The organism is Mesorhizobium sp. CA5 (assembly GCF_020165105.1).
In the GTDB taxonomy this organism is placed as follows: Bacteria; Pseudomonadota; Alphaproteobacteria; order Rhizobiales; family Rhizobiaceae; genus Mesorhizobium.
In genome coordinates this window covers 436,276-458,784 of record NZ_JAIUHJ010000001.1, presented here as the reverse complement: position 1 = coordinate 458,784, position 22,509 = coordinate 436,276, and the positions used below count along the sequence as shown (strand labels likewise).

Annotated in this window: 29 protein-coding genes; 12 read left to right on the top strand and 17 right to left on the bottom strand. The window is 64.7% G+C overall.

Going from position 1 to position 22,509, the window contains the following annotated elements:
• Positions 1-109 precede the first annotated feature (109 nt).
• Both LB529_RS02480 and LB529_RS02475 read right to left on the bottom strand, forming a co-directional pair.
• Positions 110-547, bottom strand: a complete 438-nt coding sequence (locus tag LB529_RS02480; RefSeq protein WP_224710062.1) for a hypothetical protein — start codon at positions 545-547, stop codon at positions 110-112.
• Positions 548-566: 19 nt separating this feature from the next.
• Positions 567-1,586 carry an SDR family oxidoreductase gene (locus LB529_RS02475; protein ID WP_224710061.1) on the bottom strand — a complete coding sequence of 340 codons (1,020 nt, stop codon included), beginning with the start codon at positions 1,584-1,586 and terminating at the stop codon, positions 567-569.
• A 545-nt stretch (positions 1,587-2,131) separates the two neighbouring features.
• Between LB529_RS02475 and LB529_RS02470 the strand changes: the two genes are divergently transcribed.
• Complete coding sequence (locus LB529_RS02470; protein WP_095768390.1) at positions 2,132-2,431, top strand: DUF982 domain-containing protein; 300 nt, start codon at positions 2,132-2,134, stop codon at positions 2,429-2,431.
• A gap of 4 nt (positions 2,432-2,435) precedes the next feature.
• On the opposite strand, the gene LB529_RS02465 is transcribed toward LB529_RS02470, so the two are convergent.
• A complete protein-coding gene (locus LB529_RS02465) occupies positions 2,436-3,155 on the bottom strand; it encodes a Crp/Fnr family transcriptional regulator (RefSeq protein WP_224710060.1) in 720 nt (239 codons plus the stop codon).
• A 163-nt stretch (positions 3,156-3,318) separates the two neighbouring features.
• Between LB529_RS02465 and LB529_RS02460 the strand changes: the two genes are divergently transcribed.
• Positions 3,319-3,549, top strand: coding sequence for a DUF6894 family protein (locus LB529_RS02460; protein WP_095768388.1), 231 nt, complete (start codon positions 3,319-3,321; stop codon positions 3,547-3,549).
• Positions 3,550-3,588: 39 nt separating this feature from the next.
• Positions 3,589-4,482: an alpha/beta fold hydrolase gene (locus LB529_RS02455; protein ID WP_224710059.1), complete on the top strand. Its 894-nt coding sequence runs from the start codon at positions 3,589-3,591 to the stop codon at positions 4,480-4,482.
• A gap of 55 nt (positions 4,483-4,537) precedes the next feature.
• Here LB529_RS02455 and LB529_RS02450 read toward each other — a convergent pair whose 3' ends face one another.
• Positions 4,538-4,762, bottom strand: a complete 225-nt coding sequence (locus tag LB529_RS02450; RefSeq protein ID WP_224544631.1) for a hypothetical protein — start codon at positions 4,760-4,762, stop codon at positions 4,538-4,540.
• Between the two features lie 322 nt (positions 4,763-5,084).
• Here LB529_RS02450 and LB529_RS29185 point away from each other — a divergent pair, with 322 nt between their 5' ends.
• The 5 genes from LB529_RS29185 to LB529_RS02425 all read left to right on the top strand — a co-directional run bounded on the left by LB529_RS29185 (position 5,085) and on the right by LB529_RS02425 (position 6,790).
• Positions 5,085-5,300 carry a KGG domain-containing protein gene (locus LB529_RS29185; protein ID WP_095768385.1) on the top strand — a complete coding sequence of 72 codons (216 nt, stop codon included), beginning with the start codon at positions 5,085-5,087 and terminating at the stop codon, positions 5,298-5,300.
• 144 nt (positions 5,301-5,444) lie between these two features.
• On the top strand, positions 5,445-5,939 hold the full coding sequence (locus LB529_RS02440; protein ID WP_224710127.1) for a hypothetical protein: 495 nt from the start codon (positions 5,445-5,447) through the stop codon (positions 5,937-5,939).
• Between the two features lie 27 nt (positions 5,940-5,966).
• A complete protein-coding gene (locus tag LB529_RS02435; RefSeq protein ID WP_140840683.1) occupies positions 5,967-6,185 on the top strand; it encodes a hypothetical protein in 219 nt (72 codons plus the stop codon).
• Positions 6,186-6,235: 50 nt separating this feature from the next.
• The gene (locus LB529_RS02430) at positions 6,236-6,433 is read left to right on the top strand and encodes a hypothetical protein (RefSeq protein WP_095768383.1); all 198 of its coding nucleotides are present in this window, start codon (positions 6,236-6,238) and stop codon (positions 6,431-6,433) included.
• Between the two features lie 36 nt (positions 6,434-6,469).
• Positions 6,470-6,790, top strand: a complete 321-nt coding sequence (locus tag LB529_RS02425) for a plasmid stabilization protein (protein WP_224710058.1) — start codon at positions 6,470-6,472, stop codon at positions 6,788-6,790.
• A gap of 41 nt (positions 6,791-6,831) precedes the next feature.
• Here LB529_RS02425 and LB529_RS02420 read toward each other — a convergent pair whose 3' ends face one another.
• Positions 6,832-7,290, bottom strand: a complete 459-nt coding sequence (locus tag LB529_RS02420) for an Lrp/AsnC family transcriptional regulator (RefSeq protein WP_224710124.1) — start codon at positions 7,288-7,290, stop codon at positions 6,832-6,834.
• A gap of 172 nt (positions 7,291-7,462) precedes the next feature.
• Here LB529_RS02420 and LB529_RS02415 point away from each other — a divergent pair, with 172 nt between their 5' ends.
• Both LB529_RS02415 and LB529_RS02410 read left to right on the top strand, forming a co-directional pair.
• Positions 7,463-8,206: an AzlC family ABC transporter permease gene (locus LB529_RS02415; RefSeq protein ID WP_224601430.1), complete on the top strand. Its 744-nt coding sequence runs from the start codon at positions 7,463-7,465 to the stop codon at positions 8,204-8,206.
• On the top strand, positions 8,203-8,502 hold the full coding sequence (locus tag LB529_RS02410; RefSeq protein ID WP_224530856.1) for an AzlD family protein: 300 nt from the start codon (positions 8,203-8,205) through the stop codon (positions 8,500-8,502). The genes LB529_RS02415 and LB529_RS02410 overlap by 4 nt, the downstream gene beginning before the upstream one ends.
• Positions 8,503-8,507: 5 nt before the next feature.
• Here LB529_RS02410 and LB529_RS02405 read toward each other — a convergent pair whose 3' ends face one another.
• The 6 genes from LB529_RS02405 to LB529_RS02380 all read right to left on the bottom strand — a co-directional run bounded on the left by LB529_RS02405 (position 8,508) and on the right by LB529_RS02380 (position 15,914).
• Complete coding sequence (locus LB529_RS02405; RefSeq protein WP_224611528.1) at positions 8,508-9,011, bottom strand: hypothetical protein; 504 nt, start codon at positions 9,009-9,011, stop codon at positions 8,508-8,510.
• A gap of 166 nt (positions 9,012-9,177) precedes the next feature.
• Positions 9,178-9,540, bottom strand: a complete 363-nt coding sequence (locus tag LB529_RS02400) for a hypothetical protein (RefSeq protein WP_224544627.1) — start codon at positions 9,538-9,540, stop codon at positions 9,178-9,180.
• Between the two features lie 90 nt (positions 9,541-9,630).
• Entirely contained in the window at positions 9,631-11,745 is a 2,115-nt protein-coding gene (locus LB529_RS02395; protein ID WP_224710057.1) for an EAL domain-containing protein, read from the bottom strand.
• A gap of 338 nt (positions 11,746-12,083) precedes the next feature.
• Positions 12,084-13,280: a diaminopropionate ammonia-lyase gene (locus LB529_RS02390; RefSeq protein WP_224710056.1), complete on the bottom strand. Its 1,197-nt coding sequence runs from the start codon at positions 13,278-13,280 to the stop codon at positions 12,084-12,086.
• Between the two features lie 199 nt (positions 13,281-13,479).
• A complete protein-coding gene (locus LB529_RS02385; protein ID WP_224710055.1) occupies positions 13,480-14,715 on the bottom strand; it encodes a Zn-dependent hydrolase in 1,236 nt (411 codons plus the stop codon).
• Positions 14,712-15,914, bottom strand: a complete 1,203-nt coding sequence (locus LB529_RS02380; RefSeq protein WP_224710054.1) for a diaminopropionate ammonia-lyase — start codon at positions 15,912-15,914, stop codon at positions 14,712-14,714. Before LB529_RS02380 ends, LB529_RS02385 begins: the two co-directional genes overlap by 4 nt.
• Positions 15,915-16,020: 106 nt before the next feature.
• On the opposite strand from LB529_RS02380, the gene LB529_RS02375 reads away from it, so the two are divergent.
• Complete coding sequence (locus LB529_RS02375) at positions 16,021-16,494, top strand: Lrp/AsnC family transcriptional regulator (protein ID WP_095768373.1); 474 nt, start codon at positions 16,021-16,023, stop codon at positions 16,492-16,494.
• 191 nt (positions 16,495-16,685) lie between these two features.
• On the opposite strand, the gene LB529_RS02370 is transcribed toward LB529_RS02375, so the two are convergent.
• Positions 16,686-17,012 carry a DUF1330 domain-containing protein gene (locus tag LB529_RS02370; protein ID WP_140645515.1) on the bottom strand — a complete coding sequence of 109 codons (327 nt, stop codon included), beginning with the start codon at positions 17,010-17,012 and terminating at the stop codon, positions 16,686-16,688.
• 173 nt (positions 17,013-17,185) lie between these two features.
• Between LB529_RS02370 and LB529_RS02365 the strand changes: the two genes are divergently transcribed.
• Positions 17,186-17,878, top strand: a complete 693-nt coding sequence (locus LB529_RS02365) for a winged helix-turn-helix transcriptional regulator (RefSeq protein ID WP_224544620.1) — start codon at positions 17,186-17,188, stop codon at positions 17,876-17,878.
• A 33-nt stretch (positions 17,879-17,911) separates the two neighbouring features.
• Here the strand turns inward: LB529_RS02365 and LB529_RS02360 are convergent, their stop codons facing one another.
• From LB529_RS02360 to LB529_RS02340, 5 genes are read right to left on the bottom strand one after another with little or no spacing between them, the layout of a single operon-like run.
• A complete protein-coding gene (locus tag LB529_RS02360; RefSeq protein WP_224611540.1) occupies positions 17,912-18,895 on the bottom strand; it encodes a branched-chain amino acid ABC transporter permease in 984 nt (327 codons plus the stop codon).
• Position 18,896: 1 nt separating this feature from the next.
• Positions 18,897-19,784, bottom strand: a complete 888-nt coding sequence (locus LB529_RS02355; protein WP_095768370.1) for a branched-chain amino acid ABC transporter permease — start codon at positions 19,782-19,784, stop codon at positions 18,897-18,899.
• 7 nt (positions 19,785-19,791) lie between these two features.
• Positions 19,792-20,496, bottom strand: a complete 705-nt coding sequence (locus tag LB529_RS02350) for an ABC transporter ATP-binding protein (RefSeq protein ID WP_140840651.1) — start codon at positions 20,494-20,496, stop codon at positions 19,792-19,794.
• Positions 20,489-21,241 carry an ABC transporter ATP-binding protein gene (locus LB529_RS02345; protein ID WP_140841060.1) on the bottom strand — a complete coding sequence of 251 codons (753 nt, stop codon included), beginning with the start codon at positions 21,239-21,241 and terminating at the stop codon, positions 20,489-20,491. Before LB529_RS02345 ends, LB529_RS02350 begins: the two co-directional genes overlap by 8 nt.
• 44 nt (positions 21,242-21,285) lie before the next feature.
• Positions 21,286-22,494 carry an ABC transporter substrate-binding protein gene (locus LB529_RS02340; RefSeq protein ID WP_140840649.1) on the bottom strand — a complete coding sequence of 403 codons (1,209 nt, stop codon included), beginning with the start codon at positions 22,492-22,494 and terminating at the stop codon, positions 21,286-21,288.
• Between the last annotated feature and the right edge of the window lie 15 nt (positions 22,495-22,509).

Here is a 22,509-nt window from a genome sequence, read left to right as displayed (position 1 = left end):
GCTGACTAATTGATTCATGGCACGGCAAACCGATGGCCAAGAAGAAAGAGAGACGGTCCCCTTCCGGCGTTGCGGCAGCCTCTCGAGCCGAAATCCATGAGGCCGCTTATTACGCCCGCAAATGCGGCCTCACGCGTGAGGAGGCATTGCAGATGATACGCGAGGCCCACAACTTGCCGGCCGCCAAGGCGACCGAGGGCGAGAAGCGCAAGCATTGAACCCTTGTTGTTGAAGACGGCCTCATTGGCCGGTCTGCGGCGGAATTTCGCCCGGCTTGATCACCGGCATGTCGCTGCCTGTCGGGGGCGGCGGCGTCGCGTTCTTGTCGCCGGTCGGCGGCGGCTTCAGCACGCCGCCGCAATTGCCGAGTTTTTTTCGACAGCTCATCGGTGTCGGCCTGCTGCTTCTGTTTCTGCTGCTGGTCGTTGGCGTCGGGCTTGGCCTGGCAGTTCTGCGCCTGCTGGTCGTTCGGCTGGGCGGCATTCTGGGCCACCGCCGGCAGGGCCGGGATCAGGGTGACGACTGCAATGAGAAGCGCTTTTTTCATGAGATCCTCCTCATGGGTGTCAGTAACCCCCGATGATCGGCAGGATTTCGCCGGTGATGTAGCTTGAGCATTGCGGCGAGGCCAGGAACACGTAGGCCGGCGCGATCTCTTCCGGCTGGGCGGGCCGCTTCATCGGCGTCTTGGCGCCGAACTGCGAAACGTCTTCCGCTTGTTTTTCGGATGGGTTGAGCGGCGTCCAGACCGGACCCGGCGCCACCGCATTGACGCGGATGCCCTTCGAGATGAGATTGCCGGAGAGAGCGCGGGTGAAGGCGTGAATGCCGCCCTTGGTCATCGAGTAGTCGACCAGTTCCTTCGAACCCTCGATGCCGGTGACCGAACCGGTGTTGATGATGGCCGAACCCGGCGCCATGTGCGGCACGGCTTCCTGAGCCATATGGAAATAGCCGTAGAGATTGGTCTTCAGCGTGGTGTCGAAATGCTCCTCCGTCAGATCGGCGAAATCGGTGGAGTGGATTTGAAAGGCGGCATTGTTGACCAGCACGTCGAGCTTGCCAAAGGCCTTGAGCGTTTCCGCCACCGCCTTGCGGCAGAAGGCGCGTTCGGCCAGGTCGCCGCGCAAGGTGATGCAGCGCCTGCCCTCCGCCTCGATCGCATGCTTCGTCGCCTCGGCATCGCGGTCCTCGCTGAGATAGGCGATGGCGACATCGGCACCCTCGCGTGCGAACAGCACGGCCACAGCGCGGCCGATGCCGGAATCGCCGCCGGTGATCAGCGCGACCTTGTCCTTGAGCTTGCCCGATCCTTGCCAGAAGGGCGCATCATAAAGCGGCGCGGGCTCGATCGCCCATTCCTCGCCGGGCTTGGGATGATGCTGCCTGGGGAAAGGCGGCGTGGGGTATTTGCGCGCGCCGGCCTGCATGGCGCCCGGCGCTTCCGGCTTCGGCTTGCTGCGGTCCGTGGCATCGACCTTGCGCTGCACGCCGCGCTGCCTGTTCGCGGCCTTCGCCGTGTCTGTCTTCTTGGCGATCGCTGATTTTCTGGCTGTGTCGGCTTTCGTTCGGCTGCTGGTCGGCATGGTCATCTCCTTTCGGAGGACAACGCATGCCAACGGAAAAGGTTGGCCCTTGGATCGCCGCACCTCGCCAAGATGCCTGCGCGTACATCAAAGTTAAATGCGGCCGCCCGGCCGCGGTGCTAACGCTTGGTCGCTGGGGGACTCTTCAGGAGGAGTCCACATGGACGTTCGAACTCTCATCGGCAGTCTCTCGGCCGCAATGCTGCGCCGGCGCGCCGCAGCGCCACCAGTCCCCGTCAGGGTGATCCGCGCTTCGCTGGCCGAGGTGCCGCTCAGGCCGCGCCCACGTCCGCCGCACCGCCCGGCGCCGCCGGCCCGGCCCGCGAGCAATATGTAGCCTCGGATTTGCAGCCTCGGACCAGCCGGCCGGATGCAACCGACTGCCGAAGTCATCGTTTACTGCCATCCGCAATTTTTACGGTGAAACATGAAATCCATGCGTACGAACAGTCCGCTTTTTATTCTCGCCGCCACCATGATCACGGCCGCTCCCTTTGTCGGTCTTGCCTGGCGCACGCGCGAATGGCTCGGATGGTGAAGGACCGATGAGCCGTTTCCTGCCCCTCACCATACGCTTCGTCAGCGGCGGCACGATGGTGGTCACCACCGTCGCCGAGGCCAAGAAGGCGCTCGGAGGCGCATGGAAGAACAAGGAGGCGCCGGCCTATCTCGAAGCGGCCCGGCTGGTGGACGACGCGATCGCCGGCACCTGCCGTCCGGCCATCGCCTTTGCCGCCTTCAAGAAGGTCGCCGCGCAGCAGGGCCTGCTGAGGCCTGCCCAGCCGAGTGCCGCGCTTACCATGCTGGACGAGTTGTGGTCGCGCTCCAAGACCCCGCGCAGCTAGATGCCTATCTCGGCTCGCGCGTCATGCTGAGATAGGTTGGATCGAATTCGGCGATCGCAACCAGCCGCTCCCAGTCGAGGATCGTGATCATATGGTTCGTCCAGTTGACCACGTTCATGCGGCGCAGCGTGCCGATGACCCGGTTCATATGGACGACGGAGAGGCCGAGCACGTCCGCGAGCTCGGCCTGCGACAGCGGCAGATGGAAGCTCATCTCGCGCGTCTTTTTCACCACCTGCAGCCTGACGAACAGCTCGCATATCAAATGCGCGAGATGAGAGGTCTTGGAGCGCCGGCCCATGGCCACGATCCATTCGCGGTGAATGGCGCCATCGACGAGCGTGTCTAGCCACAACAGCCGGGTAAGGTGCGGCGCCTGCTCGGTAATCGTCTTGAGCTTGCTATGCTCCGCTGCGGCGACGTGGCAGGGAGATAGCGCGACGATGCCATGGTCCATCGTCTTCAGCAAAAACGCATGAAGGTCGACGAAATCGCCCGCGACCTGCAGCGAGGTGAACTGGCGGCCGCCGTGCTCCAATACTTTGTAGCGGGCGGCAAACCCGTCGATGATGAGCGTGCTGTAGATCGGCCGCGTGCCTTCCGTGACGATATCCTCGCCGGCGGCGACGTATCTTTCGAGCGGCATGGCGCCCGCGAGCAGCGCCTTCTCTTCTTCTGACAGCGCGTCATGCTGGCCCAGGTTGAGGTAAAGCGATTCCAGCATCCGCGGTTCTCCATGCGCAACAGCTAACGCCGCAGGGCCGGGCCGGTTGCAGGCGGCGGCGCAGCAAGGGCCGGCGCACCGCGGATTCTCCTGGGGATCAACCGCTTGGAACCATGATCGGGGCCAGGGATTGAACTTGCCAAACGCCCGGAGTGCTTCATCGATGGAACGCTACTATTTCGACCTCCATAACGCCGAGCATGGCCAGATTGACGACCACGGGCAGCTTTTTGCCGACCGCGAGCGTGCCCGTCTTGAGGCGTTGCGCATCCTGCACGACATTGCCCGCGACGAGGCGCCCGGGACCGAACAATTGAAGATCACCGTGAAGCTGCGCACCGAGAAGGAGCAGATCTTCGAGGCGTCGCTGACGCTGGACTCGGCCTGGAAGTGAGGCCTTTGCCATCAGCATCGCATCCCGCCGGAGCCAAGCATGTTCGCCGATTTTGACACATTGGAAGTAGACACCGGCGAGGCGCGTATCTTCGCCCGCCGTGGCGGCAGCGGGCCCGGCCTGCTCCTGCTGCACGGCTTTCCCGAAACGCATGCGATGTGGCGCGACGTGGCGCCCAGCCTGGCGCGGGATTTCACCGTCGTCTGTGCCGATCTGCGGGGTTATGGGCAAAGCTCCTGCCCGCCATCGGCTGCCGACCATGCGCCCTACGGCAAGCGCGCCATGGCGGCCGACATGGCGGCACTCATGGGGGACCTCGGCTTCCAACGTTTCCTGGTCGCCGGCCATGATCGCGGCGGGCGCGTCGCCTACCGGCTGGCGCTCGATCATCCGGACCGTGTCGAGAAGCTCGCCGTGCTCGACATCGTCCCTACCGCCGAGGTCTGGGACCGGGCCGATGCCAGGCTGGCGCTAGGCTTTTGTCCATGGTCGCTGCTGGCGCAGCCCGAGCCGCTGCCGGAGGCGATATTGGCGGCGACGGCCGAAGCAATCGTCGACAATGCGCTTTCCGGCTGGGGATCCGCAGCCGACGCGTTCCCGCCCGGCGTACGGCAGGCTTATGTCGATGCGCTGCGCGATCCGGCGCATATCCACGCCATCTGCGAAGAGTATCGCGCGGCGGCTTCGCTCGACCGGCTGCACGACCATGCGGACCGCGAGGCCGGCCGTCGTATATCCTGCCCCGTGCTGGCGCTGTGGAGCGAGCATGGCGCGTTGGCCGAATGGTATCGGGACGAAGACGGACCGCTGGGCATATGGCGGAACTGGGCCGACGACGCCAGAGGCGGGGCGATGCCCGGCGGCCACTTCTTTCCGGAGGAATGGCCGATCGAAACGGCGGCCACGCTCGACGCCTTCTTTTCCGGAAGATAGAGGCGATCCTTTCCGGCAGATGGCGCCGGCCGGCCAAGCGGCCGGTCGGCCTGGCTCACCTCAGCATCAGCCAGAGCAACGGCAGGGCCGCCAGGCCGATCGCCATTGCGATGAGCGCGGCATGGCCGAGACGCTCTGCGCGCCTGGCAATATCGGCGACCTCGTCCTCGTCATTGATGATGTCGAGGAACGAAAGATCGGCAAGGGTGGTACGCTGGTTGTCGTTGGCAGGCAGGCTTTCGGCATCCTGCCGAGCGGGCTTTGCAGAGATATAGGTCAAAACGTCGTCTCGCTCCGAGGTCGGCTGCGCGGCCTTCTGTTTATGGATAACGGTGCCCGCCGGAATTGCGCGGGGCTGACCGGCGGGCACCATGATAGCCGGCGATGGAGGGGGCTTTCTCGTCGGCCGCTCACCAATTCGCAAAAGGAGGTTTGGTTGCACAAGCCAGCCCAATGCGCTGGCCGGATCGGACTTCAGTCTGACGAGTCACAAAATGTTTCGACCGGAACATCGGTTGCCGGTGCCTGTTGCCCTTACTCAGGGATGTTGGACGCGTCCTTGAATCACCCTCAAGAAAATCCGAACCAACGGAGAATTCGATATGCCCAATCAAGGCGGAACCCACGAACAGCACGTCAAAGCCGGCCAGCAGAGCCACAAGAACCGCGAAGACCAGCATCGCGGCAGCGGGCAGCAGCAGGCCGAGGACCGCAACATGGGTCAGCGGAGCGCCGGCCAGCACCGAGGTGGCAGCGGCAACTTCGCCGAAGACCGCCAGCGCGCCTCCGAGGCCGGCCGTAAAGGCGGTCAGCGCTGAATTCAAATGGCGTCCGTGTCCTTCACGGACGCCATTTCATCTGCCCGCGGGATCGACCCCGCGATGGAACTTCTGCCCCGCCCTCCAGTTCCTCTTCAGTCGGTTGCCCAGGCTGCCGTCGCAGGAGTTTGAACGGAGGCATCAATGTCGCTGCAAACGCTTCATCCCGAACAGGTGGATGAGACCCGCATGCAAGCCTACTCGACCTTCGGTCCGTTGCTGATCCAAGCTCTGGCGCAGAAACTTGGGCACTGCCAGGGCATGCGCGAGTTGGACAAGCTCGAACAATCGCTTGTTCGCCTGGTCGAGGAGACCGACGTCGCCGCCCCGCACGGCGAGGAGATGAAGGAATTCGCCGTAGAACTCGTCGTGTCGACGCTGCGCAATGTGCGCGAGCATCCCGACGCCAAGCAAGATCTGGAAGAGATCGACGGACGTCGCGCCGAAGGCCGTTCGGAAGATCCGGATACGCTGGAGGAGCAGTTGCAGTCCGGCCTTGAGGACTCCTTTCCGGCAAGCGATCCGCCGGCCGTGATCTCGACCGCGATCACCGGCGGCTCGAAGGACATCGTCGGCACCGACGAGGTGCTGCGCCGCAAGAAGGAAGCGCGCCGCAGGCAGTCCCAGACAGCGGACTGATACGGCGGAAATCGAAGGAGGCCTGCGATGACCCAGGCGAACGACAATATACCGAACCGGCCGGGCGCCGCCGATGCGACGGCGACCGGCAATTTGCCGACCAAGGGCGGCGACGATCCCGACGTGCGCTTCCTGGCGGAGAACACCGATCTGTCGCCAAAGCAGGCGCGCGAACTGATCCGGGAGCACGGGCACGACCGCGACAAACTCTTGAAGATCGCACGGACCATGAAAGCGGAAGGCTGACGGTTCTCCAAGGACGGAGGGCAAACGGCCTTCTCGAAAGCGAGGTTAAGATGAGCAATTCACCCAATACCGGACGTCCCGGAACCTCCGATCAATGGCCGCGCTGGGAAGGCCCGAAGGCCAACAAGCCGCGCGGCTATCTGCCGGCCAAGGATGATCCCGACGAGGATCGCGACGCGGCCGATGAGAACAACAAGGATCCGGAACGGGCCGACCTCGGCGACGTCGCCAAGAAAAAGAGTTCCTGAGACTCTCAATCACTCAGCGCAACAAGGAGCAGGACAATGCCACGCGGAGATAAATCGAAATACACCGACAAGCAGGAACGCAAGGCCGACCATATCGCCGAAGGCTATGAAAAGCGCGGCGTGTCCGAGAAGGAAGCCGAGCGGCGCGCCTGGGCGACGGTCAACAAGGACGACGCCGGCGGCAAGAAGACAGGCGGCTCCGGCCGCGGCAAGCATACCGGCCATCCGGCGGCGCATAAGGGCGGGAAAGCTGGCGGCAAGGCGTCGGGCGAGCGATCGGCGGCCGCGCGCTCCGCTTCCGCCAAGAAGGCAGCGGCCACGCGCAAGCGCAACGCGGAGCACCACGCCCATCATTGAGGACTTTGCCTTCTCCCCTTGTTGTGGAGAAGGCAAGGGCCTCACAGCGGCATCTCCGAGGTCTGCTTGATCGTCTGGCTTGGCACATCCGTCTTGACGTTCTGCACGCCCTTGATGCGGCTCAGATGCTCCGACTGGAAGCGGCGGTAGTCGTCGATGCCGGCCGCCACGATCCGCACCATAGCGTCGCAGTCGCCCAGCATCAGATAGCACTCCATCACTTCGGGGAATTTCGCCACCTCGGCGGCGAAATGCTCGATCGTGTCCTCATCCTGCTGCTTCAGCCAGATGCGGGTGAAAAAGGTCTGGCTGCGGCCGATCTTGGCCGGGTTGAGCACCGCGACGTAGCGATCGATGACACCGGCCTCCTCCAGCAACTTGACGCGCCGCAGGCAAGGCGACGGCGAGAGGCCGACTTCCTTGGCCAGATCGTTGTTGGCCATGCGCCCGTCGCGCTGCAAGGCGCGCAGAATGCGCCTGTCGATCTCATCCAGCTTCATGGTGTCAGATTCCAACCTTTTTCCTGAATGCGCCATTCAATGCTAAATTTTCGCATAAACGTGGCACCTTCGCAACCCGATTGCGAGGCAATTCGGCTATAGTGCCCCACCGATAGCAACCCACAACCGAGCGGGAGAACGGCGGCCGCGAGGCCAAGCCGAAAGCAAAGCCATGAGCGTTTCCGAGATCGCCCTCGCCGAGGGTCAAAGCGCCGATGGACGCGGCGGCGAGTTCCGACGCGGGCTCGCCGCTTCGACGCCGGTGCTGCTCGGCATCATCCCCTACGCGCTGGTGCTCGGCGCGCAGGCCGCGCAGAAGGGCCTGAGCGTGGCCGAGGTGCCGCTGATGACCGGCCTCAACTTCGCCGGCGGCTCAGAATTCGCCGCGATCCAGCTCTGGACTTCGCCGCCGCATATCCTGTTGATCGCCGCCATCACCTTTCTGGTCAACAGCCGGCATTTCCTGATGGGCGCCGCACTCGCGCCGTTCATCAACCATCTGCCGAAGCGGCAGGTTTTTCCGGCGCTGTTTCTGATGTGCGACGAGAGCTGGGCCGTAGGCCTCGCGGATGCGCGGCGGCGCGCCGACGTCGGCATGCGGCCGGCCTTCAGCCTGGCCTTTTATCTGGGCGCCGCGCTGCCCTTCTATCTCGCCTGGGTGGCGTTTACGACCTGCGGCGCGGCACTCGGGCCGGTGCTTGGCGACGTCGAGACCTACGGTTTTGCCTTGGCTTTCCCTGCTGTCTTCCTGGTGTTGCTTCGGGGCATGTGGACGGGCTTTGCCGCGGCGCGGCCCTGGCTGGTCAGCCTGGCGGTGGCGACGCTCACCTATCTCGTCGTGCCCGGCGCCTGGTATGTGGCGGCCGGTGCGCTGTCCGGCCTGGTGGCCGCGTGGTTCCTGGCAGGTGAGAGATGATCGATCCGATGACCGTGCTCGCCATCCTGGCGATGGCCGGCGTGACGTATCTCACCCGCGTCGGCGGCTATGTGGTGCTGAGGAACCGCGCGCTCGGCCCGCGCGCCACGGCGGTAATGGAAGCCGCGCCCGGCTGCGTGCTGATCTCGGTGATCGCTCCGGATTTCGTCTCGAAGAATCCGGCCGATCTGGCGGCGCTTGCAATCACGGTGCTGGCGGCGACACGGCTGTCGATGCTGCCGACGGTGGTGATCGGGGTGGCTTCGGCGGGCATGCTGAGATGGCTGATAGGCTAGCTGCCTCAGCCGCCGTAAAGCCCGAGCTCGTCCAGCTGGATCGATGCGGCGTCGCCTTCGCCAGGTCCGTCCGCATGCTGCTTCAACGCGGCATCCAGCCTTTTGCTATCGCTGCCTCGCGGATCGGCTATCGCGTCGACGAGCCTATCGAGAGAAACGCCAAGCTGGTCCAGGCCAAGCTGTCTCTCGATCTCGGCGATCGCCGACGGCGATTGCCGTTTCAACGCTTCGACGGCGTTCTTGATCGCCGTACCGTAGGACGACACTGACTCATATTCGGCCTGATCGATGCGGAACTCATTGCCCGCACGTTCCATCAGTCGGACCTTCGTCGCTGTGATATTGAGGTTGTCGAGGCTGAACTTGGATGCTGGGGCCGTGGGCTCCGCCTGCATGAGCGGCGAAGCCGCGGCGCCGACGGCGCTGTGGCTACTGGCAGCCGGCCTGGCCGTCGGCAACAGGCGCTGCGGCTGCAGGGTCACAATGGCGATGTTGACGGTCGAGGACATTACGGGTCTCGCAGGCGGCCCTCCGTCATGGTTCGGACGCCGGACAGTCGAGCCAAGACGTCATGTCCCGAGCAAAGCGTTTCACAGGCAATTAGCCCAGTTGTCCTAAGAGTTCGATAGAAGGATGGCTCACCTTTTAACGATGGGCGCGTTATCACCCCAAGAGTCATTCGTCCCCGCCACCGTCATGGCCGCCGCTGTCTGCGCCGCCGTCATGGCTGGCACCGTCCCCGCCTTCGTGATCGCCATCATGATCGTCGCCGTCATGATCGTCGCCCTGATGATCGCCGTCCTGGTCGCCTTCATGCGAGCCGGTAGCGGCGCCGTCGCCCTTGTGCCCGGCCTCATCATTGTCGGCGGCTTCATTGTCGTCGCTGACGCTGGATGTATTGACCTGATCGTCGTCAGGGTCGGCTGCGGACGCCGCCGTCAACCCGCCGCCATTGTCGGAGCCCGCATAGGACGACTGCGTGGCGAAGATGCCGAGCAGGCCGATTGCAGTTGCCGCAAACAAGGGAAGGGTTTTCATCCACGCGCTCCGGTCCGTTTTGTGAGATCGGATCATCGTCGCGCCGGATTACGACGCCCTTAAATGAGTGATTGCAATTTTAGGAACGTCTTATTTTTGTGCCGACCTAGCATGCGGCCGCGACGGTGACGCAGTGCCGCTTACGGCTCTCGCCACGATCGCCTCCAGCGGCTCGGGCCGGTGCAGGAAATAGCCCTGGCCATAGGCAACGCCCATGTCCATGAGAATATCCAGCGCGTTCCTGTCCTCGACCTTCTCTGCAACCACGGCAGCGCCCATCGAGCGGGCGATACCGGTGATCGCCGAAACGATCTCGCGGTCGAACCGGCTTTCGGCGATGTGCTCGACGAAGGAGCCGTCGATCTTGATAGCATCGACGGGGAAGCGCCTGAGATATTCGAACGAACTCATCCCGGCACCGAAATCATCGAGGCTGACGCGGCAGCGGCGTTGCCTGGCCTTGCGCACGAACTCGGCCGCGGCATCGAAATTGGTGACGGCGGCGGTTTCGGTGATCTCGAAGCCGATGGCCGGCGCCGGCGCGCCACCGTCGGCGATCGCCTCGTCGACGAAATCCCAGAGCTGCGGATCGGAAAGCGTCTGCGCCGACAAATTGAAGTCGAGCGAGATGGCGCCCGCGCGCATCGCCTCGCCGTGGCGCGTCAGCGCGGTGCGGATGATCCAGCGGTCGAGCCGGGCGGCAAGGCCGAAGCGTTCGGCGACCGGCATGAAATCGCCGGGCGGGATCATCTTGCCGTTGCGGGCCTCGAGCCTGGCCAGCACCTCGACGTGGCGGCTATCTTCCCATGGCTGGCCGAGCCGATGGATTTGCTGACCGAACAGCTTCAACCGGCCGTCCTCCATCGCATCGACAAGGTCCGCGGCCAACCGTGCGGCATTGAGGCCGGCGCCCGACGTCGTTTCCGGCGAGAACACCGCGAAGCGGTCCCGGCCGCCGGCCTTGGCGGCGTAGCAGGCATCGTCGGCGCAGGCGAGCGCGTCGGCCACGCTCATGTTGGGGTCGCGCACGAAGGCGATGCCGATGCTGGCGGCAAGCCTGCGCGAGGTGACGGCAGTGCCGATATCGGCGTCGCGCACCGCGGCAAGCACCGCGCGGGCAAGGTGCTCGGCACAGGCGTCATTGCAGTTCGGCACCAAAAGCGCGAATTCGTCGCCGCCGAGGCGCGCCGCCTGCGCCGACGCGGGCAGGCTGGCGAGGATGCCCGCCGCTACGCTCTTCAGCGCGAGATCTCCGGCGGCATGGCCGGCATAGTCGTTGAGCGCCTTGAAGTAGTCGAGGTCGACATAGAACACGGCAAGCGGCAGGCGCCCGGCCATGGCGATGTTCTCGGCAAGCAGCCGGTCGAAGGCCGAACGGTTGAGCAACCCGGTCAGCGCGTCGTGACGCGCGGCGAAGGCAAGCTCCTCGGCGCGCGTCTTCTCCTCGGTGATGTCGCGTACCGTGCCCAAAATCTGGCCGGCCGAGCCGACGCCGGCAATGAAACGCACCAGCGATTCGAGATGGCGGACCTGGCCGTCACGCAGGACGATCCGGTATTGTGAGGCGACGACGCTGTTCGAGCCGGGGGCGATCAGATGCGCTCGCTCGGTGGCTTCCTTGTTGTCGGGATGAAGGTAGGTGTGCCACAGGTCGGCCGTCACCTCATCGGTATCGGCAACCAGGCCGAAGATCTCGCGCGTGCGCGCGTCCCAATAGCTCTTCTTCGTACCGATATCGTGGTGCCAGATGCCCGTGCCGCTGGCGGCAATCGCGAGGCGGAAGCGGATGTTGACCTGCTCGAGCGCCTCCTCGGCCTCTTTCTGCCGGGTGATGTCGGTCTGCACGCCCATCATCCGAAGCGGCTTGCCGTCGGCGTCGCGCTCGACAATGCCGCCGCGGTCGAGCACCCAGACCCAGTGGCCGTCCTTGTGGCGCAGGCGCAGCTCCGTCTCGATGGATTCGACGAGGCCCGCAATATGCCGGTCGCCGCTTTCCTGCGCGCGCTGGCGATCGTCGGGATGGGTCAACTTCAGCCAGAGATCGGGCGTGTTGGCGAGCTCGTTCGCCTCATAGCCCAACATCTTCGACCAGGTCGGCGAATAGTAGCAATCGCCGGTCGACAAATTCCAGTCCCATAGGCCGAGATGAGCGCGATCAAGCGCCAGCGCCCAGAACTTACCGTTGCGTTTATCGTCGTCCGCCATTCTTTGTTCTTGCCATCCCGTCCCGGCAATATTGCATGAAAGCAGAGAAAAAAGGGTTACCGGGAGTGGTTCAGTTAGTCTCCCCCCAAGAGGGGGAGATGGCCGGCAGGCCAGAGGGGGGCGTGAAGGATCGCGGCGTTGATTTTGTTGGGGTAGAGCTGGTCGCTACCGGCTTGGCTGTGACTGCAAAAACTGAAACGCCGGTGGGACAGCGCCCCCTCTGGCCTGCCGGGCATCTCCCCTCTTGGAGGGAATTTAGCGCTCGACCGCCGTCGCCGATCGCCTAGCCACTGCGAACCTTCTTCGCACCACCGTCGCAACTTTTCCTGGAATTGCTCTCAGGCAGTCTGCAGGAACACCTCTGCCGGCGCCATCCCGACCAGCTCGGCAAACCGGCCATGGTCGGTGGCGCCCTCCGAGTTGACGACGAGCACGCGGGAGCCGGCATCGAGACCTAACGCCGCGCGCATCTGCCCGTCGCCCACAGCGCGGACCAGTCCGGCGAGCCCGACGCCGCCGCTCTCGCCGGAGACGATGGCCGGATCGTTGCCCAAGGGCTGCGCCAGCCGCTTCATTACGGCGACCGCGTCCTCTTCTTCGACCGTCATGAAGGCGTCGCCGACGCGCGCCAGCACGCGCCAGGCGACCAAGGACGGCTCGGCACATTCGAGCATCGTCATCACGGTCGGCTGCTGCTGGGCGATCGTCACCGGACGTCCGGCCTCAGCCGAGGCGTAGACGCAAGCCGAGCGCCGCGGCTCGACCACCACGGCTTTCGGCCGCCTGGAGCCAAGCATGACCGCCACATGGCCGGCGATCGCCGCCGCGAAGCCACCGACGCCGGCCTGCAGGAAGACATGCGTCGGTGGCTCGGCCAAGCGCCGCAGCGTCTCGCGCACGATCACCGTGTAGCCCTGCATGACCAGTCCGGGGACGCGCTCATAGCCGAGCCAGGACGTGTTGGAGACGATCTTCCAGCCGCGCTCGGCACCGACGCGGGCGACTTCGCGCACCGCATGGTCATAGCCGCCCTCGACCTCGACAATCTCGGCGCCGAAGCGAGCGATGGCCGCGACACGCTCGCGGCTTACGCCAGCATGGACGTAAATCACCGAACGCGCGCCGACGAGGCCGGCCCCCTGCGCCACCGAACGGCCATGGTTGCCATCCGTTGCGCAGCAGAATGTCATCTGAGCAGCGATGGCGCGCAGCTTGGGATCGTTGATCTCGTCGATATCGACATCGCGCCCGAAGCGCTTGCCGGCCTCCTCCAGCACCAGCCGCATGACGGCATAGGCGCCGCCCAGCGCCTTGAAGCTGCCAAGGCCGAGACGCTGGCCTTCGTCCTTGACATAAAGTGCCGCGACGCCGAGGTGATCGGCCAGCGCCGGCAAGGTGTGCAGCGGCGTTTCGGCATGATCGTCGCGCGCCTCGAGGTAACGCTCGGCCCGCTCGCCCCCCGCAATGCCGAGCGACTCGGCATCGGCGGCAACCAACGGCTGGTTGTGTTCGGGACGTTGGTTGAGAAGCAGCATGCTAGTCTTCCTGCGAGGCACTGAACTCTGTCGGCGGGCGCGATTCGGGCGCGATTTTGGATGCTTTAATTGGCTAAGTGATTGAAGTTTGTTTCGATTGGATGTCGCCGGATGTTCACTTCGGACGACCAGATCCAGCCAACATGACTATTTTTGGTGGTATTTCATCCCCAGCGGCACGCCTATCTTCCTCCCGCGATCAGTCGGCCGCCAGCCGGGCGGCGACGCCAAGCAGGATGTTGGCGCCGGCGACCAGCTCCTCGGGAGCGGTGAACTCGGTGGGGTTATGGCTGATGCCGCCCCGGCTCGGCGCGAAGATCATCGCGGACGGCGCGATACGGGCGATCATCTGCGCGTCGTGACCGGCGCCCGAGGTCATGCGCCGGCACGAAAGGCCGGCGGCCCTGGCGCCGTCCTCGATCAGCGAGACGATGCGGGCATCGAAGGTCACCGGCTCGAAACGCGCCAGGCTTTCGGCATGGACGGTGACGCCGGCGCTTGCGGCCAATTTGTCGAGGAAGGCGGCAAGCGCCGCTTCCTCTTCGCGAAGATGCGTTTCGTCGGGATCGCGCAGGTCGATGGTGAAGGTCGCGCGCGACGGGATGACGTTGATGGCGTTCGGCTCGAACGCGATGGTGCCGACGGTGGCGACGGTGCGCGTCGACGAGGCGCTGGCCTGGTCCGCCAAGAAGCCGATCACGCGAGCGGCGGCGACGCCTGCGTCCTTTCGCATCGACATCGGCGTGGTGCCGGCATGGTTGGCCTCGCCGTCGATGGTAACGCGCTGCCAGGAAATGCCCTGCAGGTTCTCGACCGCGCCGATGGCGATGCCCTCGCGCTCGAGCACCGGCCCCTGCTCGACATGCAGCTCGACATAGGCATGCGGCTTGAGGAAGCCGGGCTGATGCCGACCGGCATAGCCGATGCGCTCCAGCTCCTTGCCCAACACCGTGCCGTCGGTGCCGACCGAGGCCAGCGCTTCCTCAAGGTTCCGACCGCCGGCAAAGACCAGCGAGCCCATCATGTCGGGCGAGAAGCGCACGCCCTCCTCGTTGGTGAAAGCGGCAACCACGATCGGGCGCGCCGGCGCGAAGCCGGCCTCCCTCAGCCTCTCGATCGCTTCGAGGCCGGCAAGCACGCCATAGCAGCCGTCATAGATGCCGGCATCGATCACCGTGTCGATATGCGAGCCGAGCATGACCGGCGGCTGGCCCGCATTGGCGTCGTCCCGCCAGATGCCGAAAATGTTGCCGATGCGGTCGACGGCGACCTCGAGCCCTGCCTCTTCCAGCCAGCCGACGAAGCGGTCGCGGCCGAGCCGGTCCATCTCGGAGGCGGCGACGCGGACCAGCCGCCCCTGCGCATCGCGGCCGATACTGCCGAGTTCCTGGATACGGCCGAGAAGCCGGTCGGCGTTGATCATCAGATTGCTCATGCCGGCAGCCTCGCTTGCGCGACTTCTTCCGGCGCCATTCCGACCAGCTCGGCATAGCGGCCGGGATCGGTGGCGCCTTCGGAATTGATGATCAGCACGCGGGAATTCCCATCGAGACCAAGCGCCGCGCGCATCGTCTTGTCAGCGGCCGCGCGTATCAGACCGGCGAGCCCTGCCCCGCCGCTCTCGCCCGAGACGATCGCCGGATCGTTGCCGGCAGGTCTCGCCAGACGGTTCATCACCGCGACGGCATCTTCCTCGTCCACGGTCATGAAAGCATCGCCGATCCGCGACAGCACGCGCCAGGCGACCAGAGACGACTCGTAGCATTCGAGCATCGCCATCACCGTCGGCTTGCTGTGCGCGATCGTGACCGGGCGTCCGGCCTTGGCCGTCTCATAGACGCAGGCCGCCCGCGCCGGCTCGACCACGATTGCCTTCGGGCGATCCTCGCCAAGCATGATGGCGAGATGGCCACCCACAGCCGCGGCGAAGCCGCCGACGCCGGCCTGAAGGAAAACGTGGGTGGGCGGCTCAGGCAAACGCTTCAGTGCTTCACGCACGATCACCGTGTAGCCCTGCATCACAAGCCCGGGTATGCGCTCATAGCCCGGCCAAGACGTATCGGAGACGACGGTCCAGCCGCGCTCGGCGGCGACGCGGGCGGCCTCCCTGACCGACTGGTCGTAATCGCCGGCGACGCGCACCATTTCGGCGCCGAAGCGGGCAATGGCCGCCACGCGTTCGTTGCTGACGCCGGAGTGGACGAAGATGACGGAGCGCGCGCCGACAAGGCCGGCACCCTGCGCCACCGAGCGTCCATGATTGCCGTCGGTCGCGCAGGCGAAAGTCATCTGCCCGGCGATCGCCTTCACCTCAGGCTTGTGCAGGTCCTCGACCGCGACGGCGCGGCCGAGCTGCCTGCTTGCCTGCTTCAGCACCAGATGCATGACGGCATAGGCGCCGCCCAACGCCTTGAAGCTGCCGAGGCCGAGGCGCTTGCCCTCGTCCTTGACGTGCAGCGCGCCGATGCCGAGTTCGCCCGCCAGCGCCGGCAGGGCGTGCAGCGGCGTCTCGGCATGGTTGTCGCGCGTGGCAAGGAAGCGCTCGGCCTCGTCGGCCCCGGCGAGCCCAAGCGTCGCGGCGTCCTCCTCGGTCAGCGGCTGGCGATGGTCCGGGTGGCGGTTGAGCAGGAACATGGTCGGCTTTCTCCATCTTGACGACTGAAATTTATTGCAGGCCAAGCGAGAAAGGCGCTCTGTTTTGGCGCTTGAATTGCAAGTTGTTTCGTTGGGAAACGCTGCCATGTCCATTTCGCCCGAACTCGACGCCTTCGACCGCGCCATCCTCGCCATCCTGCAGAAGGACAACGCCACGCCGCAGCGCACGATCGGCGAGAGGGTCAACCTGTCAGCGCCCGCCGTTCAGCGGCGCATCAAGCGCATGGAGGAGACCGGCGTCATTCGCGCCAATGTAGCGCTGGTCGATCCGGCCAAGGTCGGCCACCCGATCACGATCTTCGTCGAGGTCGAGGTGGAGAGCGAACGCGCCGAGCTGATCGATGCCGCCAAGCGCGGCTTTGCCCAAGTGCCCGAAGTGCAGCAATGCTACTACGTCACCGGCGAGGCCGATTTTATCCTCGTCGTCACGGTGGCGACGATGGCCGATTACGAGGCGCTGACCAGGCGGCTGTTCTTTGAGAACAACAACGTCAAAAGGTTTCGCACGTTTGTCGCCATGGACCGGGTGAAGGTGGGGATGGAGGTGCCGGTGGGGTGAGGCGTCGAAGCTGCCGACCTCCCCAACAAGTGGGGAGATAGGCTGCCGTCCCGGTTTTCGCCAATCTCCAACCTCTACTGGGTCGGCGACGCAGCGTGTTCGCACGACACTTTCGGGTTCATGTCGGCGAAGGTGCAAGCGCCGTGGCTGTTTGTGCCTGATGATCCCGGGTTCGATGCGGCGGCCGCCGATCATCCCTTCGGCAGGTATGAAATCGTTCCGGCTAGGTCGGTGTTGTCGATCAGCTGAAAGCGGCTGTCGCTGCCGCCCTGGCGGGCCGACACGAAGGGGGCGTAGGCCGGATCATTGGTGAAGGCGTGCGCCGCCGCTTCCGATGGGAAGGCCATCAGCGCGATCAGCGTCGTGTCGAGCGGCTTGCCCTCGAGCGTCTTCACATTGCCGCTGCGCGCAAGATATCTGCCGCCGTGCTTGTGAACGAGGTCGTGCACGGTAGCGGCGTAGTCCGGTATCCATTTCGGATCTTTCACCTTGATGTCCGCGATAAGGTAAGCAGTCATGGTCATTCTCCTGGTTGCTGCGCACAGGGATATCCGTGCGTCGGCCAAACGGCTCGCACGGCAGAGCTCGCGCCAACCAGTCCTGGATCTGTACCGGCCCGGTACAGTTTCTGTACTCGCCGCTTCATTCATGAAGGTCTAATGTCCGGCCAACTTTTGAGGAGGCGCCGATCATGGCCCAGCACGGTTACAAGCAGTTCTGCCCGCTATCGATGGCCGCCGAGGTGCTGTGCACCCGCTGGACGATGGTGTTGATGCGCGAGCTGGTGGCGGGCTCAACCCGCTTCAACGACCTGCGCCGCGGCGTGCCGAAAATGTCGCCGACCCTTCTGTCGCAACGGCTGAAGGAGCTGGAGTTGGCAGGGATCGTGGAGCGCCGGGAAGTCCCCGGCGAGAAGGGTATCTTCGACTACCGGCTGACCGAGGCGGGATGCGACTTGCGCCCTGTTGTCGAGGCGATGGGTTTTTGGGGACAGAAATGGGTCGAGTCCCGGCTGTCGTTGAAGAACCTCGATCCGTCGCTGCTGATGTGGGATATGCGGCGTAATCTGAACCCCTCGCCGCTGCCTGATGGAAGAACCGTGATACAATTTCTGTATCAGGACCTCCCAGCCTCGAAACGCTCGTGGTGGCTGATCGTCGAGAAGCATGGCGAGGTCGATTTGTGCTGGTATGATCCGGGTTTCGAGGTCGACCTCTACGTCTCGACCGATCTCCACACGATGACCGCAATCTGGATGGGCGTGCTGACTGTCGAGAAGGCCGGCGTGAAGGTCGTCCTGACCGGCGACAAGGCCATTGGCAGGAAGATGCAAAGCTGGCTCGGGCTCAGCCCGTTCGCGGTCGAACCGAAGCGCGCGGCCTAGCTCCAGGTGTTCGCCAGTTGATCGCTCAGGGCATCAAGGCTTGTCGCTGCCGGCATCGACGCGCCCCAGCCATCTTGCATAGATCTCTCCGACAATCCCACGCCGGAATACCAGCACGCAGATCATGAAGATCAGGCCGGTGGCGATCGTCACCGGGAAGCCGGAGGTGGCCAGCGTATTCTCCAGGCCGACCACCAGGCCGGCTCCGACCGCCGGGCCGGCCATGGTGCCGATGCCGCCGAGCAGCGTCATCAGGATCACTTCGCCAGACATCTGCCAGGTGACGTCGGTGAGCGTGGCGAACTGGAAGACGATCGCCTTGGTCGCGCCGGCAAAGCCGGCAAGCGCGCCCGACATGACGAAGGCGGCGAGCTTGTAGCGGCCGACGGAATAGCCGAGCGAAATGGCGCGGTTCTCGTTCTCGCGGATGGAGCGCAGGATCATGCCGAAAGGCGAGTTGACGATGCGCCAGACGGCGAAGACGCCGATCAGGAAGACGGCGAGCACGAAGAAATACATGTTCATCGTGACGTTGAGGTCTACGACGCCGAACAGGTGGCCGCGAGGCACGCCCTGGATGCCGTCCTCGCCCTCGGTGAAGGGCGCCTGGACGCAGAAGAAATAGAACATCTGCGCCAGCGCCAGTGTGATCATAGAGAAATAGATGCCCTGCCGGCGGATGGCGAGGAAGCCCATGACGAGGCCCATGCCCGCGGCACCTGCGGTGCCGAGCAGGATGCCGGCCTCTGGCGGCCAGCCCCAGGCCTTCACCGCATAGGCACAAAAATAGGCCGCGCCGCCGAAGAAGGCGGCATGGCCGAAGGAAAGCAGGCCGGTGTAGCCCAAGAGCAGGTTGAAGGCGCAGGCGAACAGCGCGAAGCACAGCATCTTCATGACGAAGATCGGGTAGATGACGAAGGGCGCGGCGATCAGCGCCACGATGCCCAGCACCACCAGCGCCCGTTCGAGCCTCAAGGAGGCGGCGGCGCGTTCTGCGTGAAGGGTCGCTTGGCTCATCTCAGGCGTCCCTTCCGAACAGGCCGGCGGGCCTGAGCAAAAGCACGATCGCCATGATGACGAAGACGACGAGGTTCGAGGCCTCGGGATAGAAGACCTTGGTCAGGCCCTCGGCGAGGCCGAGCAAGTAGCCGGTGACGATGGCGCCGAGAATCGAGCCCATGCCGCCGACCACGACGACGGCGAAGACGACGATGATCAGGTCCGAGCCCATCAGCGGGCTGACCTGGTAGACCGGAGCGGCGAGAATGCCGGCGAGCCCAGCAAGCGCCGCGCCCAGCCCGTAGGTGAGCGTGAGCAGAAGCGGCACGTTGACGCCGAAGGCCTGGACCAGTTCCGGGTTCTCGGTGGCGGCGCGCAGGTAGGAGCCTAGCCTGGTCTTCTCGATCAGCAGCCAGGTGCCGATGCAGACGATGAGCGAAGCCGCCACCACCCAGCCGCGATAATTGGGCAGGAACATGAAGCCGAGATTGGTGCCGCCGGCGAGCAGCGTCGGCACGGCATAGGGATTGCCGGAGACGCCGTAATAATAACGGAACACGCCTTCGATGACCAAGGCGAGGCCGAAGGTGAAGAGCAGGCCATAGAGCGGGTCGAGGCGGTAGAGCCGCGACAGGGCCATGCGCTCGATCGCCATGCCGAACAGGCCGACGGCAAGCGGCACCAGGACCAGCGCCGGCCAGTAGCCGATGCCCAAATGCACCAGCAGCAGATAGCCGATGAAGGCGCCCAGCATATAGAGCGCGCCATGGGCGAAATTGATGATGCGCAGCAGGCCGAAGATGACGGCGAGCCCGAGGCTGAGCATGGCGTAGAAAGAGCCGTTGATCAGGCCAACGAGGAGTTGGCCGAGGAGTGCCTGGATTGGGATGCCGAAGATCATGGTCATGGCACCATCATACCCCCAGCACCTCGTGCAGCTTGTCGGTATGCGCCGTCAGCTGGCCGACGGCAAAACCCTCCACCACCTTGCCGTGGTCCATCAGGTAGAAGCGGTCGGCGATGCGGGCGGCGAAGCGAAAGTTCTGCTCGACCAGCAAGATGGTCATGCCGCGCTTCTTCAACGTCGCCAGCAACTCGCCGATTCGCTGGACGATGACGGGCGCCAGGCCCTCCGTCGGCTCGTCGAGCAAAAGCATCTCGACGCCGGTCCGCAGGATGCGGGCGATGGCCAGCATCTGCTGCTCGCCGCCGGACAGCTTCGTGCCCTGGCTGTTGCGGCGTTCCTTGAGGTTCGGGAAAAGTTCGAATATCTCCTCGACGCTCATGCCGCCCTTGGCCACGACCGGCGGCAGGATCAGGTTCTCGTCGACGGTAAGAGTGGCGAAGATGCCGCGCTCCTCCGGCACGAAGCCGATGCCCTGATGCGCGACGCGGTGCAACGGCAGGCGGATCAGGTCCTTGCCGTTGAAGGTGACGGAGCCGGTGCGCTTGCGGATCAGGCCCATGATGGCGCGCAGCGTCGTCGTCTTGCCGACGCCGTTGCGGCCAAGCAGCGTCACGGTCTCGCCGCGCATGACGTCGAGGTTGACGCCATGCAGCGCATGGCCCTCGCCATACCAGGCGTGGAGGTCGCGCACGGCAAGCAGCGGCTCACTCATGCTCGGTTCCCATGTAGGCGACGCGGACGCGCTCGTCCTGGCTGACGGCGGCGTAGTCGCCAGCCGCCAGCACCTGGCCGCGCTGCATGACGGTGATCCAGTCGCAGAGATCGGCAACGACGGTCAGATTATGCTCGACCATCAGCACGGCGCGGTCTTTTGCCAGCGCGCGGATGATGCCGGAGATGGTGCCGACATCCTCATGCCCCATGCCGGCCATCGGCTCGTCAAGCAGTAGCACCTTCGGTTCGAGAGCCAGCGTGGTGGCGATCTCCAGCACGCGCTTGCGGCCATAGGAGAGATCGCCGGCGAGACGATGCGCGGCGTCATCGAGGCCGACGATGGCGAGCAGCTCGCGCGCCCTCGGCGTAAGCCGATCCAACGCCGAGACCGGGCGCCAGAACTGGTAGCCCAGCCCGCTTGGGCGCTGCAGCGCGACGCGCACATTGTCGAGCACGGAGAGATGCGGAAAGATCGCCGAGATCTGAAAGGAGCGCACGAGGCCCATGCGCGCCACTTTCGCCGGCGGCGTGCGGGTGATGTCGGTGCCGAGCAATTCGATCCTGCCGCTGGTCGGCTGCAGGAATTTGGTCAAGAGGTTGAAGATGGTGGTCTTGCCGGCGCCGTTCGGGCCGATCAGCGCATGGATCTTGGCGTGATGGACGTCGAGGTCGACATCCTTCACCGCGACGAAGCCGGCGAAGTCGCGCCGCAGGCCGCGGGCGGAAAGCACCACCCGCGGCATCTGGTCCGTGCTGTTCGGGCGGACAGCGGTGGCGGTGTCGAGCGTCACTTGGCGACGAGCGGACAGCCGCTGTCCTCGGCCTTCATGAAGGCCTTGTCGCCCGGAATGGTCGCCAGATAGGTGTAATAGTCCCAGTCCTTCTTCGACTCTTCCGGCTTCTTGACCTGGTAGAGATACATGTCGTGCACCATCGAGCCGTCGGCCTGCACCTTGCCGTTGGCGGTGAAGACGTCGTTGACCGGCATCTCATGCAGCTCCTTGGCAACCGCCTCTGTCCCGTCGGTGCCTGCCTTGTCGATGGCCTTCAGATACTGCGTCACCGCCGAATAGGTGCCGGCCTGGATCATGTTCGGCATGCGGTTGGTGCGCTTGAAGAAGCGCTGGGCGAATTCACGGCTCTTGTCGTCGCGATCCCAGTAGAACCCTTCGGTTAGCACTACGCCTTGCGCCGCCTGCAGGCCCAGCCCGTGCACTTCGGCGAGTGTGAAAAGGAGCGCGGCCAGCCGCTGGCCGCCAGCGACGATGCCGAATTCGGCTGCCTGCTTGATCGAGTTCGAGGTGTCGAGGCCGGCATTGGCGAGCCCGACGATCTTGGCGCCGGAGGACTGCGCCTGCAGCAGGAAGGAGGAATAGTCGGTGGAGCCGAGCGGATAGCGCACCTCGCCCAGCACTTTGCCGCCGCTCGCCTCGACGAGCTTGGCGGTCTGGTCCTTCAGCGAATAGCCGAAGGCATAGTCGACGGTGATGAAATACCAGCTGTCGCCGCCCTGCTTCACCAGCTGGCCGCCGGTGCCGACCGCTTGGGAGTGCGTGTCGTAGGCCCAATGGAAACCATAGGGCGAGCACTGCTTGCCGGTGAGGTCGGTGGAAGCCGCCCCGGTGACGATGTCGATCTTCTTCTTTTCCTTAGAAAGCCCCTGCACGGCCAGCGCCACGGACGAGGTGGTGAGCTCCATGATCGCGTCGACCTGCTCGGTGTCGTACCACTGGCGCGCGATGTTGGAGGCAATGTCAGGCTTGTTCTGATGGTCGGCGCTGACGATCTCGATCGGCGCGCCCTGCACCTTGCCGCCGAAATCATCGACCGCCATCTTGGCGGCCTCGACCGACCACTTGCCGCCGAAATCGGCATAGACGCCCGACTGGTCGTTGAGGATGCCGATCTTGACCTTGCCGTCGGAGATTTCGCCAGCCGCGGCCGGCATTGCGGATGCCGCAAGGAGCGCGGCCGAGACGAGATAGGATGCTTTCACTGGTGGTTCCTCCCA